Annotated in this window: 26 protein-coding genes; 19 read left to right on the top strand and 7 right to left on the bottom strand. The window is 63.1% G+C overall.

The genetic code is table 11. From position 1 onward, the window contains the following. Positions 1 to 197: 197 nt before the first annotated feature. A complete protein-coding gene (locus LMTR21_RS31515; protein ID WP_065755338.1) occupies positions 198 to 1,421 on the top strand; it encodes an SMP-30/gluconolactonase/LRE family protein in 1,224 nt (407 codons plus the stop codon). Between the two features lie 67 nt (positions 1,422 to 1,488). Here the strand turns inward: LMTR21_RS31515 and LMTR21_RS31510 are convergent, their stop codons facing one another. Beyond that, positions 1,489 to 2,550: a class I SAM-dependent methyltransferase gene (locus LMTR21_RS31510; RefSeq protein WP_065755337.1), complete on the bottom strand. Its 1,062-nt coding sequence runs from the start codon at positions 2,548 to 2,550 to the stop codon at positions 1,489 to 1,491. Between the two features lie 303 nt (positions 2,551 to 2,853). Between LMTR21_RS31510 and LMTR21_RS31505 the strand changes: the two genes are divergently transcribed. The 5 genes from LMTR21_RS31505 (at position 2,854) to LMTR21_RS31485 (ending at position 9,442) form a co-directional block, all read left to right on the top strand. Further along, complete coding sequence (locus tag LMTR21_RS31505) at positions 2,854 to 3,120, top strand: hypothetical protein (protein ID WP_065755336.1); 267 nt, start codon at positions 2,854 to 2,856, stop codon at positions 3,118 to 3,120. Between the two features lie 247 nt (positions 3,121 to 3,367). Then, complete coding sequence (locus tag LMTR21_RS31500) at positions 3,368 to 5,635, top strand: acyl-CoA dehydrogenase (RefSeq protein WP_065755350.1); 2,268 nt, start codon at positions 3,368 to 3,370, stop codon at positions 5,633 to 5,635. After that, positions 5,635 to 6,918 (top strand): acetyl-CoA C-acetyltransferase, encoded by a 1,284-nt coding sequence (locus LMTR21_RS31495; protein ID WP_065755335.1) that lies wholly within the window; start codon positions 5,635 to 5,637, stop codon positions 6,916 to 6,918. Before LMTR21_RS31500 ends, LMTR21_RS31495 begins: the two co-directional genes overlap by 1 nt. A 2-nt stretch (positions 6,919 to 6,920) precedes the next feature. After that, on the top strand, positions 6,921 to 9,014 hold the full coding sequence (locus tag LMTR21_RS31490) for a 3-hydroxyacyl-CoA dehydrogenase NAD-binding domain-containing protein (RefSeq protein WP_065755334.1): 2,094 nt from the start codon (positions 6,921 to 6,923) through the stop codon (positions 9,012 to 9,014). Next, positions 9,011 to 9,442: an acyl-CoA thioesterase gene (locus LMTR21_RS31485; protein ID WP_065755333.1), complete on the top strand. Its 432-nt coding sequence runs from the start codon at positions 9,011 to 9,013 to the stop codon at positions 9,440 to 9,442. Before LMTR21_RS31490 ends, LMTR21_RS31485 begins: the two co-directional genes overlap by 4 nt. A 3-nt stretch (positions 9,443 to 9,445) precedes the next feature. Here LMTR21_RS31485 and LMTR21_RS31480 read toward each other — a convergent pair whose 3' ends face one another. Continuing rightward, positions 9,446 to 9,880: a YMGG-like glycine zipper-containing protein gene (locus LMTR21_RS31480; protein ID WP_065755332.1), complete on the bottom strand. Its 435-nt coding sequence runs from the start codon at positions 9,878 to 9,880 to the stop codon at positions 9,446 to 9,448. Positions 9,881 to 10,023: 143 nt separating this feature from the next. On the opposite strand from LMTR21_RS31480, the gene LMTR21_RS31475 reads away from it, so the two are divergent. Continuing rightward, positions 10,024 to 10,212 (top strand): hypothetical protein, encoded by a 189-nt coding sequence (locus LMTR21_RS31475; protein WP_065755331.1) that lies wholly within the window; start codon positions 10,024 to 10,026, stop codon positions 10,210 to 10,212. A 26-nt stretch (positions 10,213 to 10,238) separates the two neighbouring features. Here the strand turns inward: LMTR21_RS31475 and LMTR21_RS31470 are convergent, their stop codons facing one another. Then, positions 10,239 to 10,694: a nuclear transport factor 2 family protein gene (locus LMTR21_RS31470; RefSeq protein WP_065755349.1), complete on the bottom strand. Its 456-nt coding sequence runs from the start codon at positions 10,692 to 10,694 to the stop codon at positions 10,239 to 10,241. 225 nt (positions 10,695 to 10,919) lie between these two features. Here LMTR21_RS31470 and LMTR21_RS31465 point away from each other — a divergent pair, with 225 nt between their 5' ends. Continuing rightward, positions 10,920 to 11,753, top strand: coding sequence for a DeoR/GlpR family DNA-binding transcription regulator (locus LMTR21_RS31465; protein ID WP_065755330.1), 834 nt, complete (start codon positions 10,920 to 10,922; stop codon positions 11,751 to 11,753). A 10-nt stretch (positions 11,754 to 11,763) separates the two neighbouring features. Here the strand turns inward: LMTR21_RS31465 and LMTR21_RS31460 are convergent, their stop codons facing one another. Then, a complete protein-coding gene (locus tag LMTR21_RS31460) occupies positions 11,764 to 12,309 on the bottom strand; it encodes a CGNR zinc finger domain-containing protein (protein ID WP_187399245.1) in 546 nt (181 codons plus the stop codon). A gap of 126 nt (positions 12,310 to 12,435) precedes the next feature. Between LMTR21_RS31460 and LMTR21_RS31455 the strand changes: the two genes are divergently transcribed. The 9 genes from LMTR21_RS31455 to LMTR21_RS31415 all read left to right on the top strand — a co-directional run bounded on the left by LMTR21_RS31455 (position 12,436) and on the right by LMTR21_RS31415 (position 21,170). After that, on the top strand, positions 12,436 to 12,954 hold the full coding sequence (locus tag LMTR21_RS31455) for a DMT family transporter (RefSeq protein ID WP_187399244.1): 519 nt from the start codon (positions 12,436 to 12,438) through the stop codon (positions 12,952 to 12,954). 18 nt (positions 12,955 to 12,972) lie between these two features. Then, a complete protein-coding gene (locus LMTR21_RS31450; protein ID WP_084030869.1) occupies positions 12,973 to 13,350 on the top strand; it encodes an EamA family transporter in 378 nt (125 codons plus the stop codon). Between the two features lie 133 nt (positions 13,351 to 13,483). After that, positions 13,484 to 15,028, top strand: a complete 1,545-nt coding sequence (gene glpD / locus LMTR21_RS31445) for a glycerol-3-phosphate dehydrogenase (protein ID WP_065755328.1) — start codon at positions 13,484 to 13,486, stop codon at positions 15,026 to 15,028. Continuing rightward, positions 15,025 to 16,164, top strand: a complete 1,140-nt coding sequence (locus LMTR21_RS31440; RefSeq protein WP_065755327.1) for an ABC transporter ATP-binding protein — start codon at positions 15,025 to 15,027, stop codon at positions 16,162 to 16,164. Before glpD ends, LMTR21_RS31440 begins: the two co-directional genes overlap by 4 nt. Before the next feature lie 12 nt (positions 16,165 to 16,176). Then, positions 16,177 to 17,262 (top strand): ABC transporter ATP-binding protein, encoded by a 1,086-nt coding sequence (locus LMTR21_RS31435; RefSeq protein WP_065755326.1) that lies wholly within the window; start codon positions 16,177 to 16,179, stop codon positions 17,260 to 17,262. After that, entirely contained in the window at positions 17,262 to 18,164 is a 903-nt protein-coding gene (locus tag LMTR21_RS31430; RefSeq protein ID WP_065755325.1) for a carbohydrate ABC transporter permease, read from the top strand. The genes LMTR21_RS31435 and LMTR21_RS31430 overlap by 1 nt, the downstream gene beginning before the upstream one ends. Then, on the top strand, positions 18,164 to 18,970 hold the full coding sequence (locus LMTR21_RS31425) for a carbohydrate ABC transporter permease (RefSeq protein ID WP_065755324.1): 807 nt from the start codon (positions 18,164 to 18,166) through the stop codon (positions 18,968 to 18,970). The genes LMTR21_RS31430 and LMTR21_RS31425 overlap by 1 nt, the downstream gene beginning before the upstream one ends. 2 nt (positions 18,971 to 18,972) lie before the next feature. Then, positions 18,973 to 19,299, top strand: coding sequence for a DUF2160 domain-containing protein (locus LMTR21_RS31420; protein ID WP_065755323.1), 327 nt, complete (start codon positions 18,973 to 18,975; stop codon positions 19,297 to 19,299). 74 nt (positions 19,300 to 19,373) lie between these two features. Continuing rightward, the gene (locus tag LMTR21_RS31415) at positions 19,374 to 21,170 is read left to right on the top strand and encodes an ABC transporter substrate-binding protein (protein WP_084030868.1); all 1,797 of its coding nucleotides are present in this window, start codon (positions 19,374 to 19,376) and stop codon (positions 21,168 to 21,170) included. Between the two features lie 235 nt (positions 21,171 to 21,405). Here the strand turns inward: LMTR21_RS31415 and LMTR21_RS31410 are convergent, their stop codons facing one another. Beyond that, entirely contained in the window at positions 21,406 to 22,113 is a 708-nt protein-coding gene (locus tag LMTR21_RS31410; protein ID WP_084030867.1) for a TetR/AcrR family transcriptional regulator, read from the bottom strand. Between the two features lie 155 nt (positions 22,114 to 22,268). Here LMTR21_RS31410 and LMTR21_RS31405 point away from each other — a divergent pair, with 155 nt between their 5' ends. Next, positions 22,269 to 23,471, top strand: a complete 1,203-nt coding sequence (locus LMTR21_RS31405; RefSeq protein WP_065755322.1) for an ABC transporter substrate-binding protein — start codon at positions 22,269 to 22,271, stop codon at positions 23,469 to 23,471. An 18-nt stretch (positions 23,472 to 23,489) separates the two neighbouring features. Next, a complete protein-coding gene (locus LMTR21_RS31400; RefSeq protein ID WP_065755321.1) occupies positions 23,490 to 24,533 on the top strand; it encodes an aromatic ring-hydroxylating dioxygenase subunit alpha in 1,044 nt (347 codons plus the stop codon). Positions 24,534 to 24,589: 56 nt separating this feature from the next. On the opposite strand, the gene LMTR21_RS31395 is transcribed toward LMTR21_RS31400, so the two are convergent. Both LMTR21_RS31395 and LMTR21_RS31390 read right to left on the bottom strand, forming a co-directional pair. Next, positions 24,590 to 25,690 carry an alkene reductase gene (locus LMTR21_RS31395; RefSeq protein ID WP_065755320.1) on the bottom strand — a complete coding sequence of 367 codons (1,101 nt, stop codon included), beginning with the start codon at positions 25,688 to 25,690 and terminating at the stop codon, positions 24,590 to 24,592. A gap of 282 nt (positions 25,691 to 25,972) precedes the next feature. Beyond that, positions 25,973 to 26,518 carry an SPFH domain-containing protein gene (locus LMTR21_RS31390; protein WP_187399243.1) on the bottom strand — a complete coding sequence of 182 codons (546 nt, stop codon included), beginning with the start codon at positions 26,516 to 26,518 and terminating at the stop codon, positions 25,973 to 25,975. Positions 26,519 to 26,983 lie beyond the last annotated feature (465 nt).

Raw genomic sequence — 26,983 nt, 5'->3', positions numbered from 1 at the left:
ACCTGGTCGCCATGTGGGCAATCGCCCCAATGTGGAAGCCTTCCGACGCACATGCGTTCGACGAGGTAATGCCATTTTCGGCTGCAAGCTTGAAACCGGGGCTGGACTGAAAGCAGCTCTCGCAACCGGATGGCGTCCGGATTAACCTTGAGTTGCCAGGCCGGATCAACGGCCGGTGAACACATTGGGAGGATGCGATGACGAGCCAAGAGGGGCGCGATCCAGAACTCGCGATTTCACGACGAACCCTTGTCCACGGTCTTGCCGTAGCTGCTGGCGCAACCGTGGCGGGGGTCAGCGGCGCGCTGGCCCAGACCGGCCCCGTGGCGCCGCCGTCCACGGTGACCAGCCCGCCGCGCGATTTCAGCCCGCGTGGCGCCCCGACCACCTACTTCTGGGATCCCGATATCATCGCGGCCGATCCGTCCTTCAACGATCTCGCCCAGCCCAACACCGCAATCAAGCGTCTCCACACTGGACTGTTATGGGCGGAAGGCCCGGCCTGGAGCTCGCAAGGCCGCTATCTCCTGTGGAGCGACATCCCCAACAACCGGCAGATGCGATGGTCGGAGGATGACGGTCACGTCAGCGTCTTCCGCACGCCCTCCAACAATTCGAACGGCAACTCGTTCGACTTCCAGGGACGACAGCTCTCCTGCGAACATCTCACCCGCCGCGTGGTGCGCTACGAGCACGACGGCACCGCGACCGTGCTGGCCGACTCCTACAACGGCAAGAAGCTGAACTCGCCGAACGATGTCGTCGCCCATCCTGACGGCAGCTACTGGTTCACCGATCCGCCCTATGGCGGCCAGCTCTATGAAGGCGAGCCCGACGTCGCCGGAGGCCCGAGCAATTCCGGCGGCAAGCTCAATCCGCGGATCGGCCAGCACGCGGGCTTTGTTCCGGGCAAGCGCGAACTGCCGACCAACTGCTATCGCATCGATCCCTCCGGCCGCATCGATCTCGTGGTGACTGAAGAGCAGGTGCCAGACCCCAACGGCCTCTGCTTCTCGCCGGACTACAAGAAGCTGTACGTCGCGAGCACCGGCAAGGGCCCGGGCGACACCGGTCCGGGCGGCAAGGGCGACATGTTCGTGTTCGATGTCGGCACCGACAACAAGCTCTCGAACCAGAAACGTTTCAGCGATTTCATGGTCGACGGCGTGAAATGCGGGCCCGACGGCATGCGCTGCGACGTCAATGGCAATGTGTGGTGCGCGAGTAATGCCGGCCGAGCCGTCGGCTATAGCGGCGTCACGGTGTGGTCGCCGGAGGGCAAGCTGCTCGGCCGCATCCGCCTGCCCGAGGTATGCGGCAACGTCACCTTCGGCGGCCCCAAGCGCAACCGCCTGTTCATGGCCGCGAGCCAGTCGCTCTACGCCGTGTACACGGCTACGCAGGGTGCGGGGCCGGGCTGAGCCCGGTCTGCGAGATATGGCGACCAAGCGCCGGCGATCCGCCGGCGCTTGACGTTTGAACGCTGGGTCAGGAACGCACTTCGAAGATCATGTTGAACGGTGTCTCGGTTGCGCGGCGGAAGCGCCTGAAGCCCGCTTCGGTCGCGACCTGACGCAATCTGCTTTCACCCGCCTGGGCGCCGAGCCCCAGGCCCACTTCCTGAGCAAGTGATGCCGGCGTACAAATGAATGTCGAGGCGTGATAGTAGACGCATCCGACCGGGTTGAGATTATCCTTGAGATTGTCATGGGCAAACGGCTCGACGATCATCCACGACCCATCCTTGGCCAGCGTTTCCTTGACATGCTTGCCTGCACCCACGGGGTCGCCCATGTCATGCAGGCAATCGAAGAACGCCACCAGGTCATAGTCTTTCGCCGGAAAATCCTTGGCGCTGGCCTGCGAGAAGGTGATGCGGTCTCCAACCCCCGCTTCCTGCGCCAGCACCTTTGCGCGTTCAATCGAAGGCTTGTGGTAATCGAACCCGAAGAATTCTGAATTGGGGTAGGCTTGCGCCATCACGATCGTAGAAGCGCCGTGGCCGCATCCGACATCCGCCACCCTGGCGCCGGCCTTCAGTTTCGCTTCGACGCCTTCGAGCGTCGGAATCCAGTTCGAGACCAGATTGGCGTTATAGCCCGGCCTGAAGAAGCGTTCGGTCCCCGAGAAAAGACACTTCGAATGCTCGTGCCAGCCAACGCCTTTCCCGGTTCGAAACGCTTCGGCGACCTTGGGTTCGTCGAGATAGGTGGCTTGCACGACATCGAATGCACCGGCAAAGAAGGCTGGCGACCCTTCCTCGGCGAACGCCATGGCTTGCTCGGCCGAGAGTGAGAACGCATTTTTATCGGGGTGGTAGTCGATGTATCCAGAGGCGGCCTGTCCGGACAGCCATTCGCGCACATAACGCTCACGCAGACCGGTCTTCTTGGCAAGCTCGGACGGAGTGATCACAGCGCCATCCGCCATCGCCTTGTAGAGCCCGAGGCGATCGCCGAGCAGAATGCTTGCGCCGCCAAGCGAGATGCCGAGGTCGCCGACCAGCTTCCCTACGAGCGCGTTCAACTTTTCAAGGTTTGGTTCACGCATTGCAGCCTTCTCCACTCTTTGAGAACAGCCCCAGCGTTAATCAAGCGAGCGTAGGACGACTGGTGGGTTCCAAGTGTGAAGGAGTTCACGTTTCGACGAACAGCCGTGCGCCGCCCGATGTCAGATTTTGGTCAGAAGGTGAAAGATCCTGGGATGTCCCGCCCCCTAGCGCCTTAGTTAAAATTCGTCGCAAATGGGCAACTTGCAGCCAACCGTTCGGGCAAAAGCTGGGCGCTCTTAAACCTCGCTTTGATGACGCGCGATGCACCTTCCCGCACAAGAAAGGGGAAGGCTCGTATACCAATGCCCATATTCAAATATTTTACCGTTGTCGGATCGACACTGCTCGTATTCCTGTTTGTTTCGAACGCTTACCTCACTGACGACGAAAGCAATTTGCGGTTCGACGGATCGCTCTATGGCAGCGCCCTTTATGCGCCGCGCGTCGAAGAAACCCGGACGACCGCGGAGCTTCGCTTTACCCGCGACGTGACGCCGGCCGTTCGCGTCAAGGAAGTGTTTGCCGTGTTCGTCCCCAACGAGCGACGACGCCACAAACGCGACTCCTAAGGCAAGTCCGCCCGCTGGCCTGATACGGCGGGTGCCGTAAGACCATCCTGCAACGTCCGTCTTCAACCGCCGGATAATGCAAGTCCTGCTGGAACGGGTCGGGGACCTCTGCCGTTATATCCCGGTTTATCAATTTCGCTTCATTCCGGGCGCTAACGGCCCCGAATTCCGAGCTTTTCAGCTAGAATGCACCAACGTTTGGCCCAGGTGAGGCGCGGTGTCGCGCCCCGATCATGAGGAGGTCGCCATGAGCTTCCGCCGCGATTTCATCAGCAAGCCGATCTTCGCTTTCGCGCGCGGCGCCATGCCCGCGATGTCCGACACCGAACGCGAGGCGCTGGAGGCGGGCGATGTCTGGTGGGACGCCGACCTCTTCACCGGCAATCCCGACTGGTCGAAATTGCTGGCGGTCGCGCCGGCGGCCTTGACCGAAGAGGAGCGGGCGTTCCTGAACGGCCCCGTCGACGAGCTCTGCGCCATGCTCGACGAGTGGAAAATCAATTGGGAATGGCGCGATCTGCCGCCGCAGGCGTGGGCCTTCATCAAGCGCCACAAATTCTTCGGCATGATCATTCCGAAGGAATTCGGCGGGCTCGGATTCTCGCCCTATGCGCATTCGGAAGTGGTTCGAAAACTTTCCTCGCGCTCGCTGACCGCGGCCGTCACCGTGATGGTGCCGAACTCGCTCGGGCCCGGCGAACTCCTGATGCGCTTCGGCACCAGGGAGCAGCAGGACAAATGGCTGCCGCGTCTGGCCGACGGCCGCGACATTCCCTGCTTCGGCCTGACCAGCCCGGAGGCTGGCTCCGATGCGGCCTCGATGGTCGATACCGGCATCATCTGCAAGGGCAATTTCGAAGGGCGCGAAGTGCTCGGCTTGAGGTTGAACTGGCACAAGCGCTACATCACGCTGGGTCCGGTCGCGACGCTGCTCGGTCTCGCCTTCAAGGCCTATGACCCCGATCATCTCGTAGGCACCGAGGAAGAACTCGGCATTACCGTGGCGCTGATCCCGACCGATCGGCCGGGCGTCGACATCGGCCGCCGGCATCTGCCGGCGATGCAGGTGTTCCAGAACGGCCCGAACTGGGGCCGCGACGTCTTTATCCCGATGGATTACATCATTGGCGGGCAGGAGCGGTTGGGGCAGGGCTGGAAGATGCTGATGACGGCGCTTGCTGCCGGCCGCGGCATCTCGCTGCCGTCACTGTCGGCTGCGGGCGCAGCCTATGCGGCGCGCACTACCGGCGCCTATGCCCGCATCCGCGAGCAGTTCGGCATTTCCATCGGCAAGTTCGAAGGCATCGAGGAGCCGCTCGCCCGCATCGCCGGTACCGCCTACCTGCTCGACGCCGCGCGCCGGCTGACCTGCGCCGCGCTCAACCAGGGGCACCATCCCGCCGTCATTTCCGGCATCATGAAGTTGCATGCCACCGATCGGATGCGGATCGTGATCGACGACGCCATGGACATCCATGGCGGCAAGGCCGTGATCGACGGCCCGCAGAACTACATGGGCAGCCTCTATCGCGCGGTGCCGGTCGGCATCACCGTCGAGGGCGCCAACATCCTCACGCGAAATCTCATCGTGTTTGGCCAGGGCGCGATCCGTGCGCATCCGTTCCTGCTTGAGGAAATGAATGCACTGGGTGAAGCCGACCGCGCCAAGGGCCTGGAAGCGTTCGACAAGGCGTTCTGGAGCCATGTCGGCCACAGCTTCAAGACCATGTTCCGCGCCTGGGGCCGGAGCTGGACCGGTGGTTTGTTTGCACCGGCACCCGACGCCGGCGAGGCGACGCGGTTCTATCGCCAGCTCTCGCGCTATTCGTCGGCGTTCGCGCTGTGCGCCGATATGGCGCTGCTGACACTGGGCGGCGCGCTCAAGCGCAAGGAGATGCTCTCGGCCCGGTTCGGCGATATCCTCTCCGAACTCTATCTCCTGTCGGCCGCGCTGAAGCGGTGGCAGGACGAGGGGCGGCAAAGGGAAGATTTCGCGGCGCTTGAATGGTGCATGGCAAGTGGTTTCCGTATCATCGAAAATCGTTTTGCCGAGATCCTCGCCAACCTGCCGAACCGGCTCGTCGCGGTGATCCTGAAATTCCTGATCCAGCCGTTCGGCGCCAAGGTGACCGGTCCGTCCGACCGGGTCGTGCATGCGTGCGCGCAGCTCGTGCTGGAGCCGTCGGCGGCGCGCGACCGGCTCACCGCGGATCTCTCGGCCGTCGATGATGACGGCGGCATCGCGCGGCTGGAAAAGGCGTTCCGTCTGGTGACGGCTGCGGAGGATGCCGCAAAGCAGATGCGCGCGGCGCGCCTGCATGACTGGAAGGAAGCCGTGAAGAAGGGCGTCATCACCCAGGCGCAGGGCGAGAAGTTGGCCGCCGCGCATGAGGCCGTTGCCAAAGTGATCGAAGTTGATGATTTCGCACCTGAGGCATTGTCGCCGATTTACAGGAAGGGTGCCGACGTGCATCAGTTCTTCCAGGAATTGGGTGAACAGAGGGCGGCAAGCTGATGGCGAGACCGGTTTTTATCGTCGACGGCAGCCGGACGCCGTTCCTGAAAGCGCGCTCCGGCCCGGGCCCGTTCACCCCGGTCGATCTCGCGGTGCAGTGCGGCCGGCCGCTATTGGCGCGGCAGCCGTTTGCACCTGACGCCTTCGATCAGGTCATTCTCGGCTGCGTCAACGTCATCGCGGACGAGATGAATCCGGCGCGCGTTGCTGCGCTGCGGCTCGGCATGGGTGAGAAGATGGTCGCCTTCACCGTGCAGATCAATTGCGGTTCGGGCATGCAGTCGATCGACACCGCCTACCGCTATATCCGCGAGGGCGTCTCGGACCTCATTCTTGCCGGCGGCGCCGAAGCGCTGAGCCATGCTCCGCTGGTGTGGCCGCAGCAGGGCGTGCGCTGGTTCGCAGGCCTTGCCGGCGCCAAGGGCATCGGCGCCAGGATCATGGCCGCGCTCAAGGTGAAGCCGAGTTATTTCAAGCCGATCATCGGGCTGGAGCGGGGGCTTACCGATCCCATCACCGAACTCAATATGGGGCAGACCGCCGAAGTGGTCGGGCATCTCTTCGGCGTCACCCGCGCGCAGTCGGACGCCTATGCCGCCCAAAGCCACCGGCGGCTGGCGAAAGCGCAGTCGGAAGGCTGGCTCAAGGGCGAGGTCGAAACCGCATTCGCGCGCGACGGCAAATTCTACGATCATGACGACGGCGTGCGGCCGGACTCGACGCCGGAGTCGCTGGCAAAACTCAGGCCGGTGTTCGAACGCCCCTGGGGCAAGGTCACGGCCGGCAATTCCTCGCAGATTACCGACGGCGCGTCCTGGGTGATCCTGGCCTCGGAAGAGGCGGTGGCAAAACACGGACTGACGCCGAAAGCGGTCATTCTCGATAGCCAGTGGTCGGCGCTCGATCCCGGTATCATGGGCCTCGGCCCGGTGTTGTCGGCTACGGAGCTGTTGAAGCGCAACGAATTGACGCTCTCTGATATCGAGACCTGGGAACTGAACGAAGCGTTTGCGACGCAGGTGCTGGGCTGTCTCGCCGCCTGGAACGACGAGAAGTTCTGCAAGGAGATTCTTGGCCTCGACGGCGCGGCGGGCGAACTCGACCAGAGCAAACTGAACGTTGATGGCGGTGCGATCAGCCTCGGCCATCCCGTGGGCTGCAGCGGCAACCGCATCGTGCTGCATCTCGTCAATGCCATGAAACGGTTGGGCACGCGACGCGGCATCGCCACCGAATGTATCGGCGGCGGGCAGGGCGGCGCGATGCTGATAGAGACGGTGTGAGCATGGATAGCCAGATCATGAACGTTCTCGGCGATCGCGTGCTCGAACTCGGGCCGAAACCGAGCGGTGACAGCCCGTACAAGAACTTCAAGCTGACGCGCGATGCCGACGGCGTCGCCTGGCTGTTGTTCGATCGCGAGGGCACCAGCGCCAATACGCTGTCGGCAGACCTGATCGAGGAGCTCGACAAGATCTTGTCCGAGCTGGAAGGCCAGCGGCCGACCGGTCTCGTCATCCGCTCCGCCAAGAAATCCGGCTTCATCGCCGGTGCCGACGTCAACGCCTTTCGCGGTGCGACTGATGTCGCCGCCGTCGAGGCCGAGATCGGCCGCGCGCATGCGGTGATCGACCGGCTCGAAGCCCTTCGGGTTCCGAGCGTGGCCGTAATCCACGGCTTCTGCCTCGGCGGCGGCCTGGAGGTGGCGCTGGCCTGCCAGATGCGGATTGCGATCGAGGACGCACGGTTCGGTTTTCCCGAGGTGATGCTCGGCCTGCACCCCGGCCTCGGCGGCACCGTGCGCTTCACGCAGCTCGTCAATCCGATGCAGGCGATGCCGCTGATGCTGACCGGCAAGACCATCGATGCGCGCCGGGCAAAGTCGCTCGGGCTGGTCGACGCCGTGACGCAGGAGCGGCATGTCCTGAATGCGGTGAAGGACGCCGTGTCCGGCCGCCTGAAGCGCGCGCAGCCCAGGCTGCTCAACAATATTCTGAGCCTCGGCCCGGTCAGAGGATTCCTCGCCGGGCGGATGCGGAGCGAGGCCGCCAAGGCGGCGCCGGAAGCAAACTATCCCGCGCCCTACGCGCTGATCGATCTCTGGGAAAAGCACGGCGGCGACCGGCGGGCGATGTTGAGCGCGGAGAAGGCGTCGTTCGCAAGATTGATGGTGACGCCAACCGCGCAGAATTTGATCCGCGTGTTCTTTCTGCGCGAGCAGATGAAGAAGCTTGCCGGATCCGGCAACAAGATCGAGCACGTCCACGTCATCGGCGCCGGTGCCATGGGCGGCGACATCGCCGCCTGGTGCGCCGGGCAGGATTTGCGGGTGACGCTCGCCGACATGAAGCCGGAGCCGATCGCGGGCGCGATCAAGCGTGCTGCCGAACTCTACGGCAAGATCCTGCGCAAGCGCACGGCCGTGCGTGATGCGCTGGACCGGCTGATGCCGGACATGCAGGCCGAGGGCGTCCGCAACGCCGATCTCATCATCGAGGCGGTGCCGGAGAAGCTGGAGCTGAAGCAGAAGGTCTATGCCGGCATCGAGCCGAAAATGAAGCCCGGCGCGATCCTCGCCACCAACACCTCGAGCATTCCGCTGCAGGATCTGCGCACCACGCTGCAAAAGCCGGAGCGGCTCTTGGGGCTGCACTTCTTCAATCCTGTTTCGCGGCTGCAGCTCGTCGAGGTCGTCAGCCATGACGGCACCGACGCGCAGCTCCTGAAGGAGGCGCTGGCGTTTGTCGGCGCCATCGACCGGCTGCCGCTGCCGGTCAAATCCTCGCCCGGCTTCCTCGTCAACCGTGCGCTGACGCCGTACATGCTGGAAGCGATGGTGATGCTGGACGAGAAGATCGACAAGACAGTCATCGACGCCGCCGCGAAAAAGTTCGGCATGCCGATGGGGCCGATCGAACTCGCCGATCAGGTCGGCCTCGACATCTGCCTCGATGTCGGCGACATGCTGCGGTCGAAATTCGGCGACATGCTGCCGCCGACGCCGGCATGGCTGCGCGAAAAGGTCGCCAAGGGCGAACTCGGCCGCAAGGCCGGCAAGGGCTTTTATATCTGGAAGGACGGAAAGGCCGACACCGGCGGCATGTCCGCAATCTCGGAGCCATCGGCGGAAATGATCGACCGGCTGATCCTGCCGATGTCGAATGTCTGCGTCGCCTGCCTGCGCGAGGGCATCGTCGATAATGCGGATGTTGTCGACGGCGCCGTCATCTTCGGCACCGGCTACGCGCCGTTCCGCGGTGGTCCCCTGAACTATGCGCGAACCCGAGGCGTGGAGAACGTGGTCTCGACGCTGGAGACGCTGACCGACAAATTCGGCGGCCGGTTTACGCCCGATGCCGGCTGGGAGACTTTCAAGTGACGGCGACACATGTGCACGCACCGCCCTCGACCGAAACCGAGCCGCGCGGCGAGCTCTGCATCCGCACGCTGGCGATGCCGGCCGACACCAACGCCAATGGCGATATCTTTGGCGGCTGGCTGCTCAGCCAGATGGACATCGGCGGCGGCGTAGCTGCTTCCAAGATCGCCAAATCCCGCACCGTGACGGTGGCGATCGAGGCGATGAATTTCAGAAAAGCCGTCTATGTCGGCGATCTCGTTTCGGTCTACGCCAATCTGGTGCGGGTCGGACGCACCTCGCTCACAGTCCATCTCGAAGCATGGGTCGTGCGCCGCCAGGAGATGCAGCAGATCCTGGTGACCGACGGCAACTTCACCTACGTCTCGATCGACGACGAGGGCCACCCGCAGGCCATCAAGCGTGAGGGTGCCCCAATCGCGACCTGAGTGTTACGGGCAGGGACGCTCGTAGCCGTCACGGCCGATGAACGTGCCGCGGCGCGGATCGTAGGTCTGCGAGCGCATGCAGCGCGGCGTGTCGTCGTAATAGCGGGGCGGTGGCGGCGCGTATTGTGCCTGGACACCGCAATAGCGCGGCGAAACTGCCTGCCAGCCGCCGGGCTGCTCCAGGTAGCAACCGCCCTGATACCAGCGATAGCCGCCGGGCCGCGGCTCGCCCTGGGCGCCGATGGCTGCACCGGTGCCTGCGCCGACGATGGCGCCGATCGCGGCCCCGCGGCCGCCACCCAGCGCGCCGCCGACAATGGCGCCCGCGGCGCCGCCGAACAGCGCACCGCCGAGCGTGCTTTCCTGCGCCGCAGCCTCCTGGAGCGGCGCGCAAACCGCAAGAGCGACCAGCATCGAGAGCGCGAATTTCGGCATCATGTCAGTTCTCCGGCCATTTTGGCGATTCGCTGGGGTATTCCATGCCCAGCTTTGACATAAACTGGCCTCACGACGCAACGATGAAGCGGGAACAATCCGCCCTGCAACCCGTTGTAAGCCCGGAAGAAATCAGAGGCCGGATCATGTCGGACACCTATATCATCGAAGTCGGCTCGCAGCCCGCAGGGATCATCGTGCGCGGGCCGGAGGGCTACCGGTTCTTTGCCGCCTCGCACCGCTTCAACCAGTTGGAAGGTCAGATATTTCGCAACGCGCGGGAGGCCGAGCGCGCCGCCTGCCGTCTCGCCAGCGGAATGATGCTGGCGGCATAGCCGCCAGCGCCGGTCGTGTGCAGCGGTCAGAGCTTGGTGGCCGCCCGCGACAGCAGCTTCCAGTCGTTGCCCTGCTTCTGCCAGTTCATCAGGATGTGAAGGTTCTGCGGCGTCTTCTTGCCGTCGGTGAACTCCTGTTCGCCGACGAAGGTGAAGCGCACGATAGCGGTCGGGCCGACGACGCGGATCGTGGGATTCTTGTATTCGAGCGACGTCCATTTGTAGTTGGCCTTGGTGATGCCGTCGAGAAGCGACGCCTTGGTGTCGACCTTGGCGTTCGAGTGGCTGTAACTAAGGTCGTCGGCGCAGAGCGAGGCGATCGCCTCGGCATTGCCGGCCGCCTGTCCCGCGCGGAAGGTTTCGACGTTCTTCGCGACGGCATCTTCGTCCGCACCGGCAAAAGCGGGGACGGCGCTCATGAGCCCAAGTGTCAGTCCAAGTGCGAGCACGGGCAGGGCGAGCTGGCGTCGATCGATGTTCATGGTTTCCTCCATTTTTTTGAGTTGTGCGGCACTCTTTCAGCCATCTGTCGTTTTGTCGAGCGCGGCGTATTGCCTTGCTTGCCTTAACCAGTTTCCTTGTTTCGGCCCGCTGGCGGCCGGTGCGGCCGATCTCCCTCGTTGACCGCGGCCCCAATCAGCCGCACCATGACGGCAACTTTGTGCCTCAAACTGTCCTTGTGCCCCAAGTATCTCAAGGGTGCCGCCATGGCCGGACTGTCCCATCGCCAGACTGAAATCCTCAACATCGCGCGCGCCTTTGGCCGGGTGATGGTGGAAGACCTCGCCAAGCGTTTCGAGGTCTCGGCGCAGACCATCCGCAAGGACCTCAACGATCTCTGCGACCAGCGCTCGCTGACCCGCATCCACGGCGGCGCCATCATTGCCTCCGGCGTCGAGAATCTCGCCTATGAGGCGCGGCGCTTCGTGGCGGCGGAGGAAAAGCGGGCGATCGGCATAGCCGCAGCGTCGCGGATTCCGAACGGCTGCTCGCTGTTCATCAACATCGGCACCACGACCGAAGAAGTCGCCAGCGCGCTGACCTCGCACGAGGACCTGCTCGTCATCACCAACAACCTCAATGTCGCGATGCTTTTGTATCGCCATCCGCGCATCGAGGTGATCGTGGCGGGCGGCGCGGTGCGCCGCGCCGACGGCGCGGTGATCGGTTCGACCGCGATCAGCCTGATCGGCCAGTTCAAGGTCGATTACGCCATCATCGGCGCATCCGCGATCGACGAGGAGGGCGCGCTGCTCGACTTCGACTATCGCGAAGTGCAGGCAGCCCAGGCCATCATCGCCAATGCGCGCAGCGTCATGCTGGTCGCGGACTCCACAAAGCTCCGCCGCAGTGCGCCGGTGCGCATCGCCCATCTCAGCCAGATCCAGACGTTTGTGACCGACGCGCCGTTGCCCGCAAGCCTTGCCAATATCTGCCACCACCGCGGCATCGAGGTGGTCGAGGCGATGGAGAAGCCGGCGGCGGATATCGACGACTCCAGCGAGTCGCTTCCTCCTCCCGCCGCCGTTCGATTGCGATAGCGCTTCGCCTCTATCGCGTCGCGGAACGCCATCTCCGTTGCTTTTCGCGGTTTCCGCAACCTTTCATGCTGCACCACTGCCGGCGCCGACCCTTGCTGGTGTCGAGATAATAGACGTCGCAGTCAGCGGCTCCGCATTTTCGAATTCTTTTGCGTTCCTCGTCAACGAGCAGACATTCGATCGCCAACGAGCAGGCATGCAGGGGAATTTCGTGCGCCCGCGCTGGCGACCAACGGCGATTGGCCAGTCCGGGCGAGGGCGAGGTGACCAGTGTCTGCGCCGCATGTGCCGCCCGGATTGCGGCGGATAGCGTGTCGAGATCGCTTCGGCGCGGCAACCGCCCCGCATTTGCAGTAGCCAGCACGTTGTGAAGACGTTCGCGAAGTTCGCGCGCGCGTTTCACGACAAGCGAGCCGGAGCGGTTGTCGAGCCGCTGCAGACGCGCGGCGGTTCGACGATCAATCAGTCCGGCCAGCGCCGCGAACCGCACCAGGTCGGAATACGTTGCCAGATTCTCGATCGGTGCAGACGAGGGCCGCTCATCCAGACTGTTCACCAGGTCCAGCGCCGGATGTCCGCCGCTCCATTCGAACGGATCGGAGTGTTGTCCTTGCTCACGGAGTTGCATAACCTGTAAAATATATTAAAAGGGTTATGTCGTCCATCCTGTAGGGAGGCGATGATGACGGATTTTGCCGTCGCTGGACGCACCACTGCGGAATATGTCCGTGGCGCACTCTATGGCCTCGCCGCCGTCAGCATCTGGTCCGGATGGATCGTTGTGGCTCGCGTCGGCCTCAAGACCAGCCTCACGCCATGGGATATCGCGGCGCTTCGTTTTGGCGTGGCCGGCCTGCTGTTGCTGCCGTACGTGCTGAATAAAGGTCTCGTTCTCGAGCGCCTCGGCTGGGTTGGGCTGGCGGCGATCGTGCTCGGCGCGGGCGCGCCGGTTCTGCTCGCGAACGCGGGCCTCCTATTCGCACCTGCGGCGCATGCGGGAGCGCTGTTTCCCGGCGTGATGCCGCTAGCCGTCGCGCTGCTTGCAACGGTTATCCTGCATGAGCCATTCACCGACGCGAAAAAGATTGGCTTTGCGCTGATCCTGCTCGGCGTTCTCGGTGTCGCGTGGGGCGCCGGCGACGCGATCGGATCCGGGCAGACCATCGGACACGCATTGTTCCTCGGCTCAGCCCTGGCGTAGGCCTGCTACACGATCGCGATGCGTCGCGCGCGGCTCGATGGGTTGCATGCCGCGGGCATTGCTGCCGTCGGCGCCTTGTTTCTTTACATGCCTGTATATGTGTTCGTGGAGGGCTTGAGCCTTGGGAAAGCGCCATGGAGCGACCTGGCGCTTCAAGCGTTGGTGCAGGGGCTTCTGACTGCTGTCGTTTCACTCGTTTTCTATGGGCGTGCGGTCAGTATCCTCGGCGCCTCAAGCGGTGCCGCGTTCGCAGCGCTGTCGCCCGCGATGACAGCCGTCATGGCAATCCCGGTTCTCGGTGAATGGCCAACGATGATCGACTGGATGGCGATATCAAGCATTTCCGCCGGCGTTTACGTCGTGAGCGGCGGTCCGCTGCGAAGGCGGGGACGCTGACCGCGCCGATCAAGGCCGCCCCTGGTTCCACTTTCACTTCGCTTTCGTCTTGCTTTCGTTTTTGGTTGTGATTAACTCCATATCCGAAAGTAAAATCGCCGAAGTGAAGAGGCGATCGCCGGGGAAGCGTCTGTTGGATCGGGTATTCGACCTCGCCATTATCGGAGGCGGTATTAATGGCTGCGGCATCGCGCGCGACGCGGTGGGCCGAGGCAATTCCGTTTTCCTTTGCGAAATGAATGACTTGGCGAGTGGGACGTCATCCTGGTCGACCAAACTCGTGCATGGCGGCTTGCGCTATCTCGAGTATTACGAGTTCCGCCTGGTCCGTGAGGCGCTGATCGAGCGCGAAATTCTCTGGCAGATCGCTCCCCACATTATCAGGCCCTTGCGTTTCGTTTTGCCGCACCATTCCGGCTTGCGGCCTGCCTGGCTGCTCAGGCTAGGGTTGTTCCTGTACGACCATATTGGCGGCCGCCATCTGCTGCCGCCGACACGCTCGGTCGATCTCGTCCACGATGAAGTGGGCAAACCCTTGATCGCCAACCGCTACAAGCGCGGTTTCGAATATTCCGACTGTTTCGTCGATGACGCGCGTCTTGTCGTGCTGACCGCGCGCGACGCGGCCGATCGCGGCGCGGAAATCCACACCCGCTCGCGCGCGGTCGAGATCCGGCAAATCGACGGCATCTGGCACCTCACCGTCGAGAACACGATCAGCGGTACGCGCACCACCATCCAGGCGCGCGCGCTGGTCAATGCCGGCGGCCCGTGGGTCGAGCAGGTGCTGTCGACAGGCTCGGGCGTCAACGCGCGCGCAAAAGTGCGGCTGGTGCAAGGCTCCCACATCGTGGTGCGCAAGCTATACGATCACGATCGCGCTTACATGTTCCAGAATGCCGACGGCCGCATCATCTTCGTCATTCCCTACCAGGACGACTTTACGCTGATCGGCACCACCGATCGCGACTACGACGGCGATCCGGCCAAGGTGAAGGCCAGCCCCGAGGAGATCCAATATCTCTGTGCGTCGGCCAGCGAGTATCTGAAAAAGCCGGTACTGCCCGCCGATGTCGTGTGGACTTATTCCGGCGTCCGTCCGCTCTATGACGACGGTGCCAGCGAAGCCAAGGCCGCGACCCGCGACTACGTGTTCGAACTCGATACGCCCGGTGGCGCGCCGCTGCTATCGATCTATGGCGGCAAGATCACGACCTATCGGCGCCTGGCGGAAGAGGCGTTGGAGCGGCTCGCGCCCTACCTGCACAGTGCGAAAGAGAAAGATGGGTGGACCGGCAAGGCGCCGCTGCCCGGCGGCGACATGGACGTTTCGGCGGTCGCGGCGCTGACGGCGGAGCTGACGCGAAAATATCCGTTCCTCGAACCGGCGCATGCCAATCGGCTCGCGCATGCCTATGGCACGCGTGCGACAAAATTGCTCGGCAATGCGAAATCATTGGCCGACCTCGGCCAGTCGTTTGGCGCTACGCTGACCGAAAGCGAGGTCCGCTATCTGATTTCGAACGAATGGGCCTGCAGCGCCGAAGACGTGGTGTGGCGAAGGTCCAAGCTTGGCTTGCGGCTGTCATCAGATGAAATCGCTGTGCTCGACGAATGGATGAAGGCCAATAGTGGCTCCGGCGAACGCCCCTTGCGTGAGGTGGGAGGGCGGCCATGAGCGTCACGCTTGAACATGTCACGCGAACCGTGGATGGCATGGCGACCATTCGCGACGTCTCGCTGACGCTGGAACGCGGCACGCTGAGCGTGCTGCTTGGACCGACGCTGTCAGGCAAGACGTCGATCATGCGGCTGCTCGCCGGCCTCGATAAGCCTGCGACCGGCCGCGTGCTGGTCGACGGCAAGGACGTCACCGGTGCGGATGTGCGGCAACGTTCGGTCGCGATGGTCTATCAGCAGTTCATCAACTATCCCTCGCTGACGGTCTACGAGAACATCGCCTCGCCCCTGCGGGTGCAGGGCAGGCCGCGTGAGGAGATCGACCGGCGGGTCCAGCAGGCCGCGAAACTGCTGCGGCTCGAGCCCTATCTGAAGCGTACGCCGTTGCAGCTTTCCGGCGGCCAGCAGCAGCGCACCGCGATTGCGCGCGCGCTGGTCAAGGGCGCCGACCTCGTGCTGCTCGACGAGCCGCTGGCCAACCTCGATTACAAGCTGCGCGAGGAATTGCGCGCCGAACTGCCGCGTATCTTCGAGGCCTCGGGCTCGATCTTCGTCTATGCGACGACCGAACCGTCAGAGGCACTCCTGCTCGGCGGCAATACCGTCTGCATGTGGGAAGGCAAGGTTCTGCAGGCCGGCGATACCTCAAAAGTCTATCGTCAGCCGGATACGCTGCGGGTGGCGCAGGTGTTCTCCGATCCGCCGCTCAACATCGTTGGCATCGAGAAGAAGAACGGTTCGGTGCAATATGCCGGCGGCGTCCAGGCGCCGGCCACCGGGCTCTACGCGCAGCTTGCCGACGGACCCTATCGCGTCGGCTTCCGGGCTCATCAGCTCGAGGTGGCCAACGGCATCGCCGGCCGTCACGCATTTCACGCCACCGTCACGGTGACCGAGATCACCGGTTCGGAAAGCTTCGTGCATCTCAACCGCGATGCCTCCAACTGGGTCGCGGTGCTGCCGGGCGTGCATGAATACGAGCCCGGTCATGTGCTCGATGCCGTGCTCGATCCCGACAATGTTTTCGTGTTCGACGCTGCCGACCGTCTGGTCGCCGCGCCGGGCAAAGCGTTTTCAAGCGAAGTGCCTGGCGGTTCGCGTGAAGAAAACGCGTCAAAGAATAGAAGCGCGTGAGGGAGATGCGACATGGCACGCATTGACCTCGTTGATCTCGCGCACTCCTACGGCGGCAATGATGCGCCGCCGGAATCGTTTGCGTTGAAACCGGTGACGATGACTTGGCGGCAGGGCGGGGCCTATGCGCTGCTCGGCCCGTCCGGCTGCGGCAAGACCACGCTGCTCAACCTGATTTCCGGCATCGTCACGCCCTCGCGCGGAAAAATCCTGTTCGACGGCACCGACATCACACCTCTGTCAACCCAGAAGCGCAACATTGCCCAGGTGTTCCAGTTTCCGGTGATCTACGACACCATGACGGTCGGGCAGAATCTCGCATTCCCACTGCAGAACCGTGGCGTGCCGAAGGCCGAGGTCGAGGCGCGGGTGAGGCAGATCGCCGATCTCCTGGACCTCACGTTCTATCTCGATCGCAAGGCCACGCGCCTGACCGCCGACGCCAAGCAAAAGATTTCGCTCGGCCGCGGCCTTGTCCGCTCCGACGTCGCGGCTGTTCTGTTCGACGAGCCGCTGACGGTGATCGATCCCGAGCTGAAATGGCAGTTGCGCTCGAAGCTGAAAGCGCTGCACCGCGAGCTCGATCTCACGATGATCTACGTCACCCACGACCAGACCGAGGCGCTGACCTTCGCCGACACGGTCGTCGTCATGCATGATGGCCGGGTGGTGCAGAGCGGCACGCCGGCCGAGCTGTTCGACAAGCCCGCGCACACCTTCGTCGGCTATTTCATCGGCTCGCCCGGCATGAACATCGTGCCGGCTGTCGTGAGCGGGCACGAGGCGCGCATCGACGGCCATGTCATCGGCCTGCACCGGAATTACGGCGTGCTGCCCGCAGGTGCGAAGATCGAGATCGGCGTGCGGCCGGAATTCGTCAACATCGCGGCTCCAGCATCGGGCCTGCTGTCGGCCACGATCGAGCGCATCGACGATCTCGGCCGCGCGCGATTCGCCCGGGTGCGGATCGGCGATGCCAAGTTCGCCGCGCGCGTGCCGCCGGGATTCTCCGTGTCCGACAACGCGGTCGGGCTCGTGTTCGATCCCGCCCATGTTCACGTCTATGCCGACAGCCGTCTGGTCGAGGGGGTTGCCTGATGGACAAGACCATCAATCAGAAAGCCTGGTTCCTGGTGCTGCCGGTGTTCGCGGTGGTCGCGTTCTCCGCGATCCTGCCGCTGATGACGGTCGTGAACTATTCGATGCAGGACACGTTCGGCAACAACCAGTTCTTCTGGAACGGCGTCGGCTGGTTCAAGGAGCTGCTCGATCCCTCGACCGATCTCGGCGGGCGCTTCCTGGCTTCGCTCGGCCGTAACCTGCTGTTCTCCGCCATCATCCTGGCGATCGAGGTGCCGCTCGGCATCGTCGTGGCACTGTCGATGCCGCGCGAGGGCTGGACCGTCGCCGTATGCCTCGTGATTCTGGCGCTGCCGCTGCTGATTCCGTGGAACGTGGTCGGAACGATCTGGCAGATTTTCGGCCGGCCCGATATCGGTCTGCTCGGCTATACGCTCAACGGCCTCGGCATCGACTACAATTACGTCTCAAACGAGTTCGATGCCTGGGCCACCGTCATCGTGATGGACGTCTGGCACTGGACCAGCCTCGTCGCGCTGCTCTGCTACGCCGGCCTGAAGTCGATCCCGGACGCCTATTATCAGGCTGCGCAGATCGACGGCGCCTCGCGCTGGGCGGTCTTCAAGGCGATCCAACTGCCGAAGATGAACCGCGTGCTGCTGATCGCGGTGCTGCTGCGCTTCATGGACAGCTTCATGATCTACACCGAGCCGTTCGTGGTGACCGGTGGCGGCCCCGGCAATTCGACCACCTTCGTCTCGATCGAGCTGGTCAAGATCGCGCTCGGGCAGTTCGACCTCGGCAAGGCCGCGGCACTTTCGCTGGTCTACAATCTGATCATCCTGATCGTGTGCTGGGTGTTCTACACCGTGATGACAAACGCCGGGACCGAGCGTCCCGAGAAAAAGGGAGCCGCGTGATGAACTCGATTCCCGGCCGCCGCATCATCATGGTGGTGTTCCTGATCTTCCTGCTGCTGCCGATCTACTGGCTCGTCAATATGAGCTTCAAGACCAATACCGAGATCGTCACGACGATGACGCTATGGCCGCACCAGCCGACACTGGAAAACTACAAGCGCATCTTCACCGACGAGAGCTGGTATTCCGGCTACATCAACTCGCTGACTTATGTTCTGATCAATACCGTGATCTCGATCGCGGTGGCGTTGCCGGCGGCCTACGCCTTCTCGCGCTACCGCTTCCTCGGCGACAAGCATCTGTTCTTCTGGCTGTTGTCGAACCGCATGGCGCCGGCAGCCGTGTTCGCGCTGCCGTTCTTCAACCTCTACTCGGCGATCAATTTGTTCGATACGCCCTGGGCGGTCGCGCTCGCGCACTGCATCTTTAATGTGCCGCTCGCAGTGTGGATTCTCGAAGGCTTCGTCTCGGGCGTGCCGCGCGAGATCGACGAGACCGCGTTCCTCGACGGCTATTCGTTCCCGCGCTTCTTCGCCAAGATCCTGGTGCCCTTGATCGCGAGCGGCATCGGCGTCGCCGCGTTCTTCTGCTTCATGTTCTCCTGGGTCGAATTGCTGCTGGCGCGAACGCTGACATCGGTCAACGCCAAGCCGATCTCGGCGATCATGACGCGCACGGTCTCGGCCGCCGGCATGGATTGGGGCCTGCTCGCCGCCGCAGGCGTGCTCACCATCATCCCCGGCGCGCTGGTGATCTGGTTCGTTCGCAACTACATCGCGCGCGGCTTCGCGCTGGGACGGGTGTAGCCATGGAACACATCGCATGGATGGCCTGGACGCTGCCGACCGCGATCTTCTTCGTGATGCTGGCGCTGACGCTCGGCGTCATGACCTGGCTTGCGGTCGCCTATCCCGAAGCCGAGCGTGTCGGCGTGCTGCGTATTCCGACCACGCGCGGCGATCGCCTGTTCATTTCGCTGGTGCTCGCTGCCGTCATTCATTTGCTGTGGATTGCCTTTATCGGCACCGACCCGATCGCAACTCTGCCGATCGGGGAGGGCGTTGAGATTTCGAGCCTGTGGCTCGCAACCGTGATTTCGCTTCTATCGGCCGTTGCGATTTTCCGCACCGTCTAGGAAGCGAGAAAGAGCAGATCCGGGATCAACCCGGGCCTGAGTTTGTGTTTGTCGCTGCAACCGGAGGATCCAACATGCGACGCTTGAGAGGAAGGAATGGTCCGTTGACCAAGGAGAGCTTTCTGACGATGACCAGCGCGGTTGCGCTGATCGCGGCTTCCGTGACCATTGCCGCACCCGCGCGTGCGGACGACGCCACTAACCAGAGGTGGATCGACAGCGAATTCCAGCCCTCGACGCTGTCGAAGGCCGACCAGTTGAAAGAGCTGCAGTGGTTCGAAAAGGCGGCTGCGCCTTTCAAGGGCATGGAAATCAACGTCGTCTCGGAAACGATCACGACGCATGAATATGAATCGCGGACGCTGGCGAAGGCCTTCACCGAAATCACCGGCATCAAGGTCAAGCACGACCTGATCCAGGAAGGCGACGTCGTTGAAAAGCTGCAGACCCAGATGCAGTCCGGCAAGAACGTCTATGACGGATGGATCAACGATTCCGACCTGATCGGCACCCACTTCCGCTACGGCCAGACCGTGATCCTGTCGGATTACATGACCGGCGAAGGCAAGGACGTCACCAATCCGCAGCTCGACGTCAACGACTTCATCGGCAAATCCTTCACCACGGGCCCGGACGGCAAGCTCTATCAGCTTCCCGACCAGCAGTTCGCGAACCTCTACTGGTTCCGCTACGACTGGTTCTCCAATCCGGAGTACAAGGCCAAGTTCAAGGCCAAGTATGGCTACGAGCTCGGCGTTCCCGTGAACTGGTCGGCGTATGAGGACATCGCCGAGTTCTTCACCAACGACATCAAGGAGATCAACGGCGTCAAGGTCTATGGTCACATGGACTATGGCAAGAAGGATCCCTCGCTCGGCTGGCGGTTCACCGATGCGTGGCTGTCGATGGCCGGCAATGGCGACAAGGGCATCCCGAACGGCAAGCCGGTCGATGAATGGGGTATCCGCATGGAAGGCTGCCGTCCGGTCGGCTCGTCGGTCGAGCGCGGCGGTGACACCAATGGCCCGGCGGCGGTCTATTCGATCGTCAAGTACCTCGACTGGATGAAGAAGTATGCCCCGCCGCAGGCGCAAGGCATGACCTTCTCCGAAGCAGGTCCAGTGCCGGCGCAGGGCAACATCGCCCAGCAGATCTTCTGGTACACCGCTTTCACCGCCGACATGGTGAAGCCGGGCATTGCAGTCGTGAACGCGGACGGCACGCCGAAGTGGCGCATGGCGCCGTCGCCGCACGGCTCGTACTGGAAAGAGGGCATGAAGCTCGGCTACCAGGACGCGGGCTCCGCCACGCTGCTGAAGTCGACCCCGCCCGATCGCCGCAAGGCGGCCTGGCTCTATCTCCAGTTCATCAACTCCAAGACGGTGAGCTTGAAGAAGAGCCATGTCGGTCTCACCTTCGTGCGTGAATCCGACATCTGGGATAAGTCCTTTACTGAGCGCGCGCCGAAGCTCGGCGGCCTGATCGAGTTCTACCGTTCGCCCGCGCGCGTGCAGTGGACCCCGACCGGCAACAACGTGCCCGACTATCCGAAGCTTGCGCAATTGTGGTGGCAGAACATCGGCGATGCGTCGTCCGGTGCCAAGACGCCGCAACAGGCGATGGACGCGCTGGCCGCAGCCCAGGACTCGGTGCTCGAACGTCTCGAGAAGTCCGGCGTGCAGAAGGAGTGCGGGCCGAAGCTGAACAAGAAGGAGACCGCCGAATTCTGGTTCGCCAAGTCCGCGAAGGACGGCAACGTCGCTCCCCAGCGCAAGCTGGCGAACGAAAAGCCGAAGGGTGAAACCGTCGACTACGACACGCTGGTGAAGTCGTGGCCGGCCACCCCGCCCAAGCGGGCGGAGGCGAAGTAATCCCCCGGCGTCATCGTCCTCGGACGGTCCGGTACGCCGCGGCCTTTCGCTTCTGACGGTCGCGGTGACTGGATGCCCCGCATAACGCGGGCGTGACGAGCGGAGAAACGGAAGGCCGGGAGCGATCCCGGCCTTTTTTCTTCGTCATTGCGAGGAGCGTTGGCGACGAAGCAATCCATACTTCAGCAAGCGGTGAGATGGATTACTTCGCTCCGCTCGCAATGACGGACGCCACTCAATCCCTGCGCCGCACCAGATCGTCGATCATCGCCTGCACATGTGCCAGCCAGGCGTTCCGCCGGCCATCCTCGGCAAGGTCGATCTGCATGTAACTCGACAGCGTGTAGAGATTGGCGCGGTAGAAATAGGTCAGCGACAGGATCGAGAGGTAGATGTGGAAGCTGTCGCAATCCGGCTTGAACAGCCCAAGCTTGATCCCGCTCTCGATTACCCGGTTGAGCATGCCGAGCTGCGTGTTGGCGAAGCTGCGGCGGATGTTGTTCTTGACATGGCGTCCCTTGAACAGGTTCTCGGAGGCGAGAATGCTTAGCAGCTCCGGGTGCTCCCAATAGTAACTCCAGTTGAACGCGACCAGCGCGGCAAGCGCCTCGCGCGGCCGGGCGAGATCGAGATCAAGCGCCTCCTCGCGTGAGACGAGATCGGCATAGCAATGCTCGATCACATGGTGGAACAGCTTCTCCTTGCTCTTGAAATAATAATAGAGCATGCGGTCGTTGCTCTTGGCCGCCTTGCTGATGCGGTCGACGCGAGCGCCGCCATAGCCTTCGCGCGCGAATTCTGCGACCGCCGCGCGCAATAATGCCTCACGCGTCTGGTCCGGCGCCCTGATGCGCCGGCGGGGCGTCGCCGCCCTCTTGCGCGGGGCTGCCGTTCGCGCGCGAGCAGGGGGCTCGCGTCCGGAAGCTTCTGTCTCGTTCGCCATGGCGCACCTTCGTAAATCACCGCCAGCAGGATGGGGCCTGCCTGCTTTTTGGCAAGCCCTGCCGATTTTTGGCCGTTGACAATCTCTCTAACCGGGTATTCGATATGAAGTAAGTACTACATACATAGGCTGGTCCCCAATGGCGGGAGGGTGGCATGCGGTTGTCAGGTGTCTTGCAACTGGTCGTACTTGCTTGGGTCGCAGCGGGCGGCGGTGCGCTGGCGGCTGATCCGCCGCCGATCAAGATCGGCGAAATCTCCAGCTATTCGGCGCTCCCGATCGGCACCCGCGGCTATCGCCAGGGCTGGGAACTCGCCCGCGACGAGATCAACGGCAAGGGCGGCGTGCTCGGCCGCAAGCTCGAGATCATTTCCCGCGATGATGCCGGCAAGCCCGACGTTGCCATCACCGCGGCAGCCCAACTCGTCGATGCGGAGCAGGTCGATCTCCTGACCGGCACCATCCTTTCCCATGTGGGCCTCGCCGTCGCCGACTTCGCCAAGCAGAAGCAAATGTTCTTCATGGCGTCGCAGCCGCTGACGGATGCGCTGATCTGGGAGAAGGGCAACCGCTATACGTTCCGGCTGCGGCCGAGCACCTACACGCAGGCCTCCATTTTGGCGAAGGAGGCCGCCAAATTCCCGGCGCGGCGCTGGGCGACGATCGCGCCGAACTACGAGTTCGGCCAGGCGGCGGTGGCCAGCTTCAAGCGCGAGTTGACGCGGCTGCGGCCGGATGTCGAGTTCGTCTCCGGGCAATGGCCGCCGCTCGGCAAGGTCGATGCCGGCGCGATCGTGCAGGCGATGTCGGCGGCCAATCCAGAAGCGGTGTTCAACGCGACCTTCGGTTCCGATCTCGCCAAGCTGGTGCGTGAGGGCACGACCCGCAACGCCTTTGCCAACCGCGCCGTCGTCAGCCTCCTCGCCGGCGAGCCCGAATATCTGGCGCCGCTCAAGGACGAGGCGCCGGTCGGATGGCTGGTCACCGGCTATCCCCCAGGCGAGATCAAGACGCCGGCGCATGACGCATTCCTCAAGGCCTATGTCGGCCGCTTCAAGGAGACGCCGAACATCGGCGCGCTGATCGGCTACATCAACACGATCATGCTGGCGAAGGCGATCGAGAGCGCCGGCTCGACCAAGGCCGACGATCTGATCAAGGCCACCGAGCAACTGAAGGCCGAGACGCCCGTCGGCAACATCGCCTTCCGTGCGATCGACCATCAGTCGACCATGGGCGTCTATATCGGCAAGCTCGCGGTGCGGGACGGGCAGGGCGTGATGACCGACTGGCGCTATGTCGACGGCGCCGACTACCAGCCCGCCGATGCCGAAGTGCTGGCCAAACTGAAAAACTGACGATTTGGATTTCATGCCATGAATCTGCTCGCTCCCCGCAATACCTGGTATCCGCTCACCTGGTCGCGCAACGTGACGCGCGCTTTGTCGCGCCATCGCATTCTCGGCGCGGATCTTGTCGTCTATCGCAGCGAGGCCGGCGAGCCGGTCGCGCTGGATGACATGTGCCCGCATCGGTTCGCGCCGCTCTCGATGGGCAAGCTGAAGGGCGACGCCATCGAATGCGGCTATCACGGCATGACATTCGGCCGCGACGGACGCTGCGTCCGCATTCCCGGGCAGCCGACGATTCCGCCGAACGCGCGCGTGCCGTCCTATCCGCTGTATGAGAAAATGGGGCTGGTGTGGATCTGGCCCGGCGATCCCGCGCTGGCCGATCCGTCGCTGATCTACGATCTCCCGCAGTTCGGCCAGGCCGGCTGGCACGCCGCCGAGGGCGATGCGCTGCGGATCGACACCAACTACCTCAACCTCGCCGATAATCTCTGCGATCCCGCCCATGTCAGCTTCGTGCATCTGTCGACGCTGGGCAACGCGGCGAGCGAGGAGATTCCGGTCGAGCATACCTTTGGCGAGCGCGGCGTGCTGGTGTGGCGCTGGATCAGGGACGCGCCGGCGATTCCGCTGTTCGCCAAATACGGCAATTTCAGCGGCAATGTGGATCGCTGGCACTATTACGACTATGTCGCGCCCTGCATTGCGGTGATCGATTTCGGCAGCGCGGACGCGGGTGCGATTGTCGAGCCGGAGGACCGCGGCGCGGGACTGCGGATCTTTGCCTGCCACTTCATCACGCCGGTGGACGAGCATGTCTGCCTCGACCACTGGCTCCATGTCCGCAATTTCGCGCTCGACGACACCGAGACCGATCAGCGCCTGCATGCCGATTTCCGCATCGCCTTCAACGAGGACAAGGAGATTCTGGAGCGTATCGAGGAGGTCGCGCAGGCGCGGCCCAACGCCAAATCGATCCGGCTTGCGATCGATGCGGCGCCCCAGCGCATGCGGCGCATTGTCGAGCGGATGGTGGCGAGCGAGGCGGGTACGCGCGCGTCGGCGTGAGGTTGGCGCGGGGAGGGCCGCTCCTCGCAATGACGGGGGAGAGAGCCTCGTGCCCTTTACTCCGCCGCTTGCGCAGCTCCCAACGTCGGATAATCCGTGTAGCCCTTCGCGCCGCCGCCGTAGAACGTTGCCTTGTCCCACTCGTTCAGCGGTGCGCCCTTCTTCAGACGCTCGACCAGATCGGGGTTCGAGATGAACGGCTTTCCGAACGCGATCAGATCGGCGGCGCCGGCCTCCAGCACCTTTGTCGCGAGGTCGAAATCGTAGCCGTTATTGGCGACATAGGATCCGCCAAAGCGCTTGCGCAAGCTTGCGTAGTCGAACGGCGCGATGTCGCGCGGGCCGCCGGTGGCGCCTTCGATGACATGAATATAAGTGAGCTTCAGCGCGCTGAGTCCATCGACGATGTGATCGAACAGCGGCTGCGGATTGCTGTCGGAAACATCGTTGGCCGGCGTCACCGGCGAGATGCGGATGCCGGTGCGCTCGGGGCCGGCGATTGCGGCGACTGCCTTCGACACTTCCAGCATCAGTTTGGCGCGGTTCTCGATTGAGCCGCCGTAAGCGTCGGTGCGCTTGTTGGTGCCATCCTTGGCGAATTGGTCGAGCAGATAGCCGTTTGCGCCGTGGATCTCGACGCCGTCGAAGCCGGCGGCCAGCGCATTCTCGGTGCCGCGCTTGAAGTCGTCGATGATGCCGGGAATTTCCGACAGCTCCAGCGCGCGCGGCTCGGAGATTTCAGTGAAGATGCCGTTGACGAACGTCTTGCCCTTGGCGCGGATCGCGCTTGGGCCCACCGGCTTGCCGCCACCGGGCTGCAGCGTGGTGTGCGAGATGCGGCCGACATGCCAGATCTGGATGAAGATGCGGCCGCCTTTTTCATGCACGCTGTCGGTGACCTTGCGCCAGCCGTCGACCTGATCCTTCGAATAGATGCCGGGCGTATCCTGATAACCCTGGCCCTGTTGCGAGACTTGGCTGGCTTCGGTGATGAGCAATCCGGCCGAGGCGCGCTGGCCGTAATAGTCGACTGCGAGCGGGCTCGGCACCATGCCGGGGGGCACCGCGCGGTTGCGGGTCAGCGGCGCCATCACAAGGCGGTTGGGCAGCGTAATCGGGCCAAGCTTGAGGGGCTCGAACAGTTTGGTCTGGCTCATGTCAGGGGTGTCCGGGTGAATGACGATAGGGAACAGTTGGGCATTGCGGCTATTTGCGCAATCCCGAAAGCTATTCGGCTTGCGCAGACGAGCTGCGCGGGCCCTCAAGCCTGTAACGGCATCGCGTTACGGTCCGGGGCGCCAGCGTAGAATGATCCATTCGAAATCGGGAGCGGCGCAGCGTGGGCCGCCTCCTGTCCGGTGCCGAAATGGCCCAACGGCACTCCGGGCGCCCGGCCGGCAGTAGCATACCCGATCGATCGGCCGCCGGACCCGGCGCGGTCACATTGCAGCGAACGCGCCTTTCTCACCCACGGCCACAGGCGCATGCACCGCTACGCCCGCTCGCCTGTTGTCCAGCTCGACGGCGAGCCCGGCGACATCGACCTGCATCAGCTCGAAGGTCAGGCACTCGCAACCGATCGAGCGAAACACCTGGCTGGCTGCCTTCTGGACGCTGTTGCTGAAGGTCTGGTGGTCCATCTGAATTTCGAGGCGGGATTTGCGGTTGCATACCGCCTTCACCACCGATTGCAGGCGCATGCAGACCTCGTCCCGGTAGTTCTGCGTGCTTTCGAGCGAGACCCGGGGGTCGATGATCTGGGTTCGCACGACATAGATGAGGTTGAGGGCAAAGCGGTCGGCGGAGACGGTGCCTTGCTTGAACCGGAACACCTCCGGGCGCAGATCGATCCGCGCCAGCTGGCGGCTTCCGGTGCGGATGCGGTGCGGGCCGGGGTTGAGGGCTTTTTCAAAACGCCCGTTCCGGTAGAGCAGCACTGTCTCGAATTGCTGGACGCAGATCCGATCGAAGCCGAGCAGCGCCATCATCCCTTTCCTGAACAGCGTCGAGATCCAGGCCCATCCGCCGGCGATCAGCGCGATGACAATCAGAGAAAATGCTAACGAGCCCAGGAGTTCACCCACGTTTTCCCTTTCCCCGCCACGGACTTTATCTTCTATTGCGACTCCGCGATCTCAACTCTTGTCTTGGCGTTCCGTGCGTCGAAAATAAGTCATCGTCATTTCAATCTCGACGGGTAAACAAAAAAATAATTGAAGTGTGGCTTTGGCCATTTGATTTTCAAATAGACGAATGGTTCCGGCCGATTAAGCGTAGAGCATAGTCATCGCCTATGGTGGGAGGTCGCGTCGCAACGCACCGCCGTCATCCTCCCCGCGCATGCGGGGATCCAGTACGCCGCGGTTCCTTGCTTCAATCACCGGCGTCTCTGGAATACTTGGTCCCCCGCCTTCGCGGGTGATGACAGCGGAGTATGACTTCACGATCTC

Source organism: Bradyrhizobium paxllaeri, from assembly GCF_001693515.2.
In the GTDB taxonomy this organism is placed as follows: Bacteria; Pseudomonadota; Alphaproteobacteria; order Rhizobiales; family Xanthobacteraceae; genus Bradyrhizobium; species Bradyrhizobium paxllaeri.
Note: the sequence above shows the minus strand (reverse complement) of the source record. Positions and strands in the feature narration are given on the sequence as shown.

Bases quoted from the DNA above. Each gene is read 5' to 3' on its own strand.
- LMTR21_RS31515 (WP_065755338.1), top strand. From the start codon at position 198: ATGACGAGCCAAGAGGGGCGCGATCCAGAACTCGCGATTTCACGACGA.
- LMTR21_RS31510 (WP_065755337.1), bottom strand. From the start codon at position 2,550: ATGCGTGAACCAAACCTTGAAAAGTTGAACGCGCTCGTAGGGAAGCTG.
- LMTR21_RS31505 (WP_065755336.1), top strand. From the start codon at position 2,854: ATGCCCATATTCAAATATTTTACCGTTGTCGGATCGACACTGCTCGTA.
- LMTR21_RS31500 (WP_065755350.1), top strand. From the start codon at position 3,368: ATGAGCTTCCGCCGCGATTTCATCAGCAAGCCGATCTTCGCTTTCGCG.
- LMTR21_RS31495 (WP_065755335.1), top strand. From the start codon at position 5,635: ATGGCGAGACCGGTTTTTATCGTCGACGGCAGCCGGACGCCGTTCCTG.
- LMTR21_RS31490 (WP_065755334.1), top strand. From the start codon at position 6,921: ATGGATAGCCAGATCATGAACGTTCTCGGCGATCGCGTGCTCGAACTC.
- LMTR21_RS31480 (WP_065755332.1), bottom strand. From the start codon at position 9,880: ATGATGCCGAAATTCGCGCTCTCGATGCTGGTCGCTCTTGCGGTTTGC.
- LMTR21_RS31475 (WP_065755331.1), top strand. From the start codon at position 10,024: ATGTCGGACACCTATATCATCGAAGTCGGCTCGCAGCCCGCAGGGATC.
- LMTR21_RS31470 (WP_065755349.1), bottom strand. From the start codon at position 10,694: ATGAACATCGATCGACGCCAGCTCGCCCTGCCCGTGCTCGCACTTGGA.
- LMTR21_RS31465 (WP_065755330.1), top strand. From the start codon at position 10,920: ATGGCCGGACTGTCCCATCGCCAGACTGAAATCCTCAACATCGCGCGC.
- LMTR21_RS31455 (WP_187399244.1), top strand. From the start codon at position 12,436: ATGACGGATTTTGCCGTCGCTGGACGCACCACTGCGGAATATGTCCGT.
- LMTR21_RS31450 (WP_084030869.1), top strand. From the start codon at position 12,973: ATGCGTCGCGCGCGGCTCGATGGGTTGCATGCCGCGGGCATTGCTGCC.
- LMTR21_RS31440 (WP_065755327.1), top strand. From the start codon at position 15,025: ATGAGCGTCACGCTTGAACATGTCACGCGAACCGTGGATGGCATGGCG.
- LMTR21_RS31435 (WP_065755326.1), top strand. From the start codon at position 16,177: ATGGCACGCATTGACCTCGTTGATCTCGCGCACTCCTACGGCGGCAAT.
- LMTR21_RS31430 (WP_065755325.1), top strand. From the start codon at position 17,262: ATGGACAAGACCATCAATCAGAAAGCCTGGTTCCTGGTGCTGCCGGTG.
- LMTR21_RS31425 (WP_065755324.1), top strand. From the start codon at position 18,164: ATGAACTCGATTCCCGGCCGCCGCATCATCATGGTGGTGTTCCTGATC.
- LMTR21_RS31420 (WP_065755323.1), top strand. From the start codon at position 18,973: ATGGAACACATCGCATGGATGGCCTGGACGCTGCCGACCGCGATCTTC.
- LMTR21_RS31415 (WP_084030868.1), top strand. From the start codon at position 19,374: ATGCGACGCTTGAGAGGAAGGAATGGTCCGTTGACCAAGGAGAGCTTT.
- LMTR21_RS31410 (WP_084030867.1), bottom strand. From the start codon at position 22,113: ATGGCGAACGAGACAGAAGCTTCCGGACGCGAGCCCCCTGCTCGCGCG.
- LMTR21_RS31405 (WP_065755322.1), top strand. From the start codon at position 22,269: ATGCGGTTGTCAGGTGTCTTGCAACTGGTCGTACTTGCTTGGGTCGCA.
- LMTR21_RS31400 (WP_065755321.1), top strand. From the start codon at position 23,490: ATGAATCTGCTCGCTCCCCGCAATACCTGGTATCCGCTCACCTGGTCG.
- LMTR21_RS31395 (WP_065755320.1), bottom strand. From the start codon at position 25,690: ATGAGCCAGACCAAACTGTTCGAGCCCCTCAAGCTTGGCCCGATTACG.
- LMTR21_RS31390 (WP_187399243.1), bottom strand. From the start codon at position 26,518: ATGGCGCTGCTCGGCTTCGATCGGATCTGCGTCCAGCAATTCGAGACA.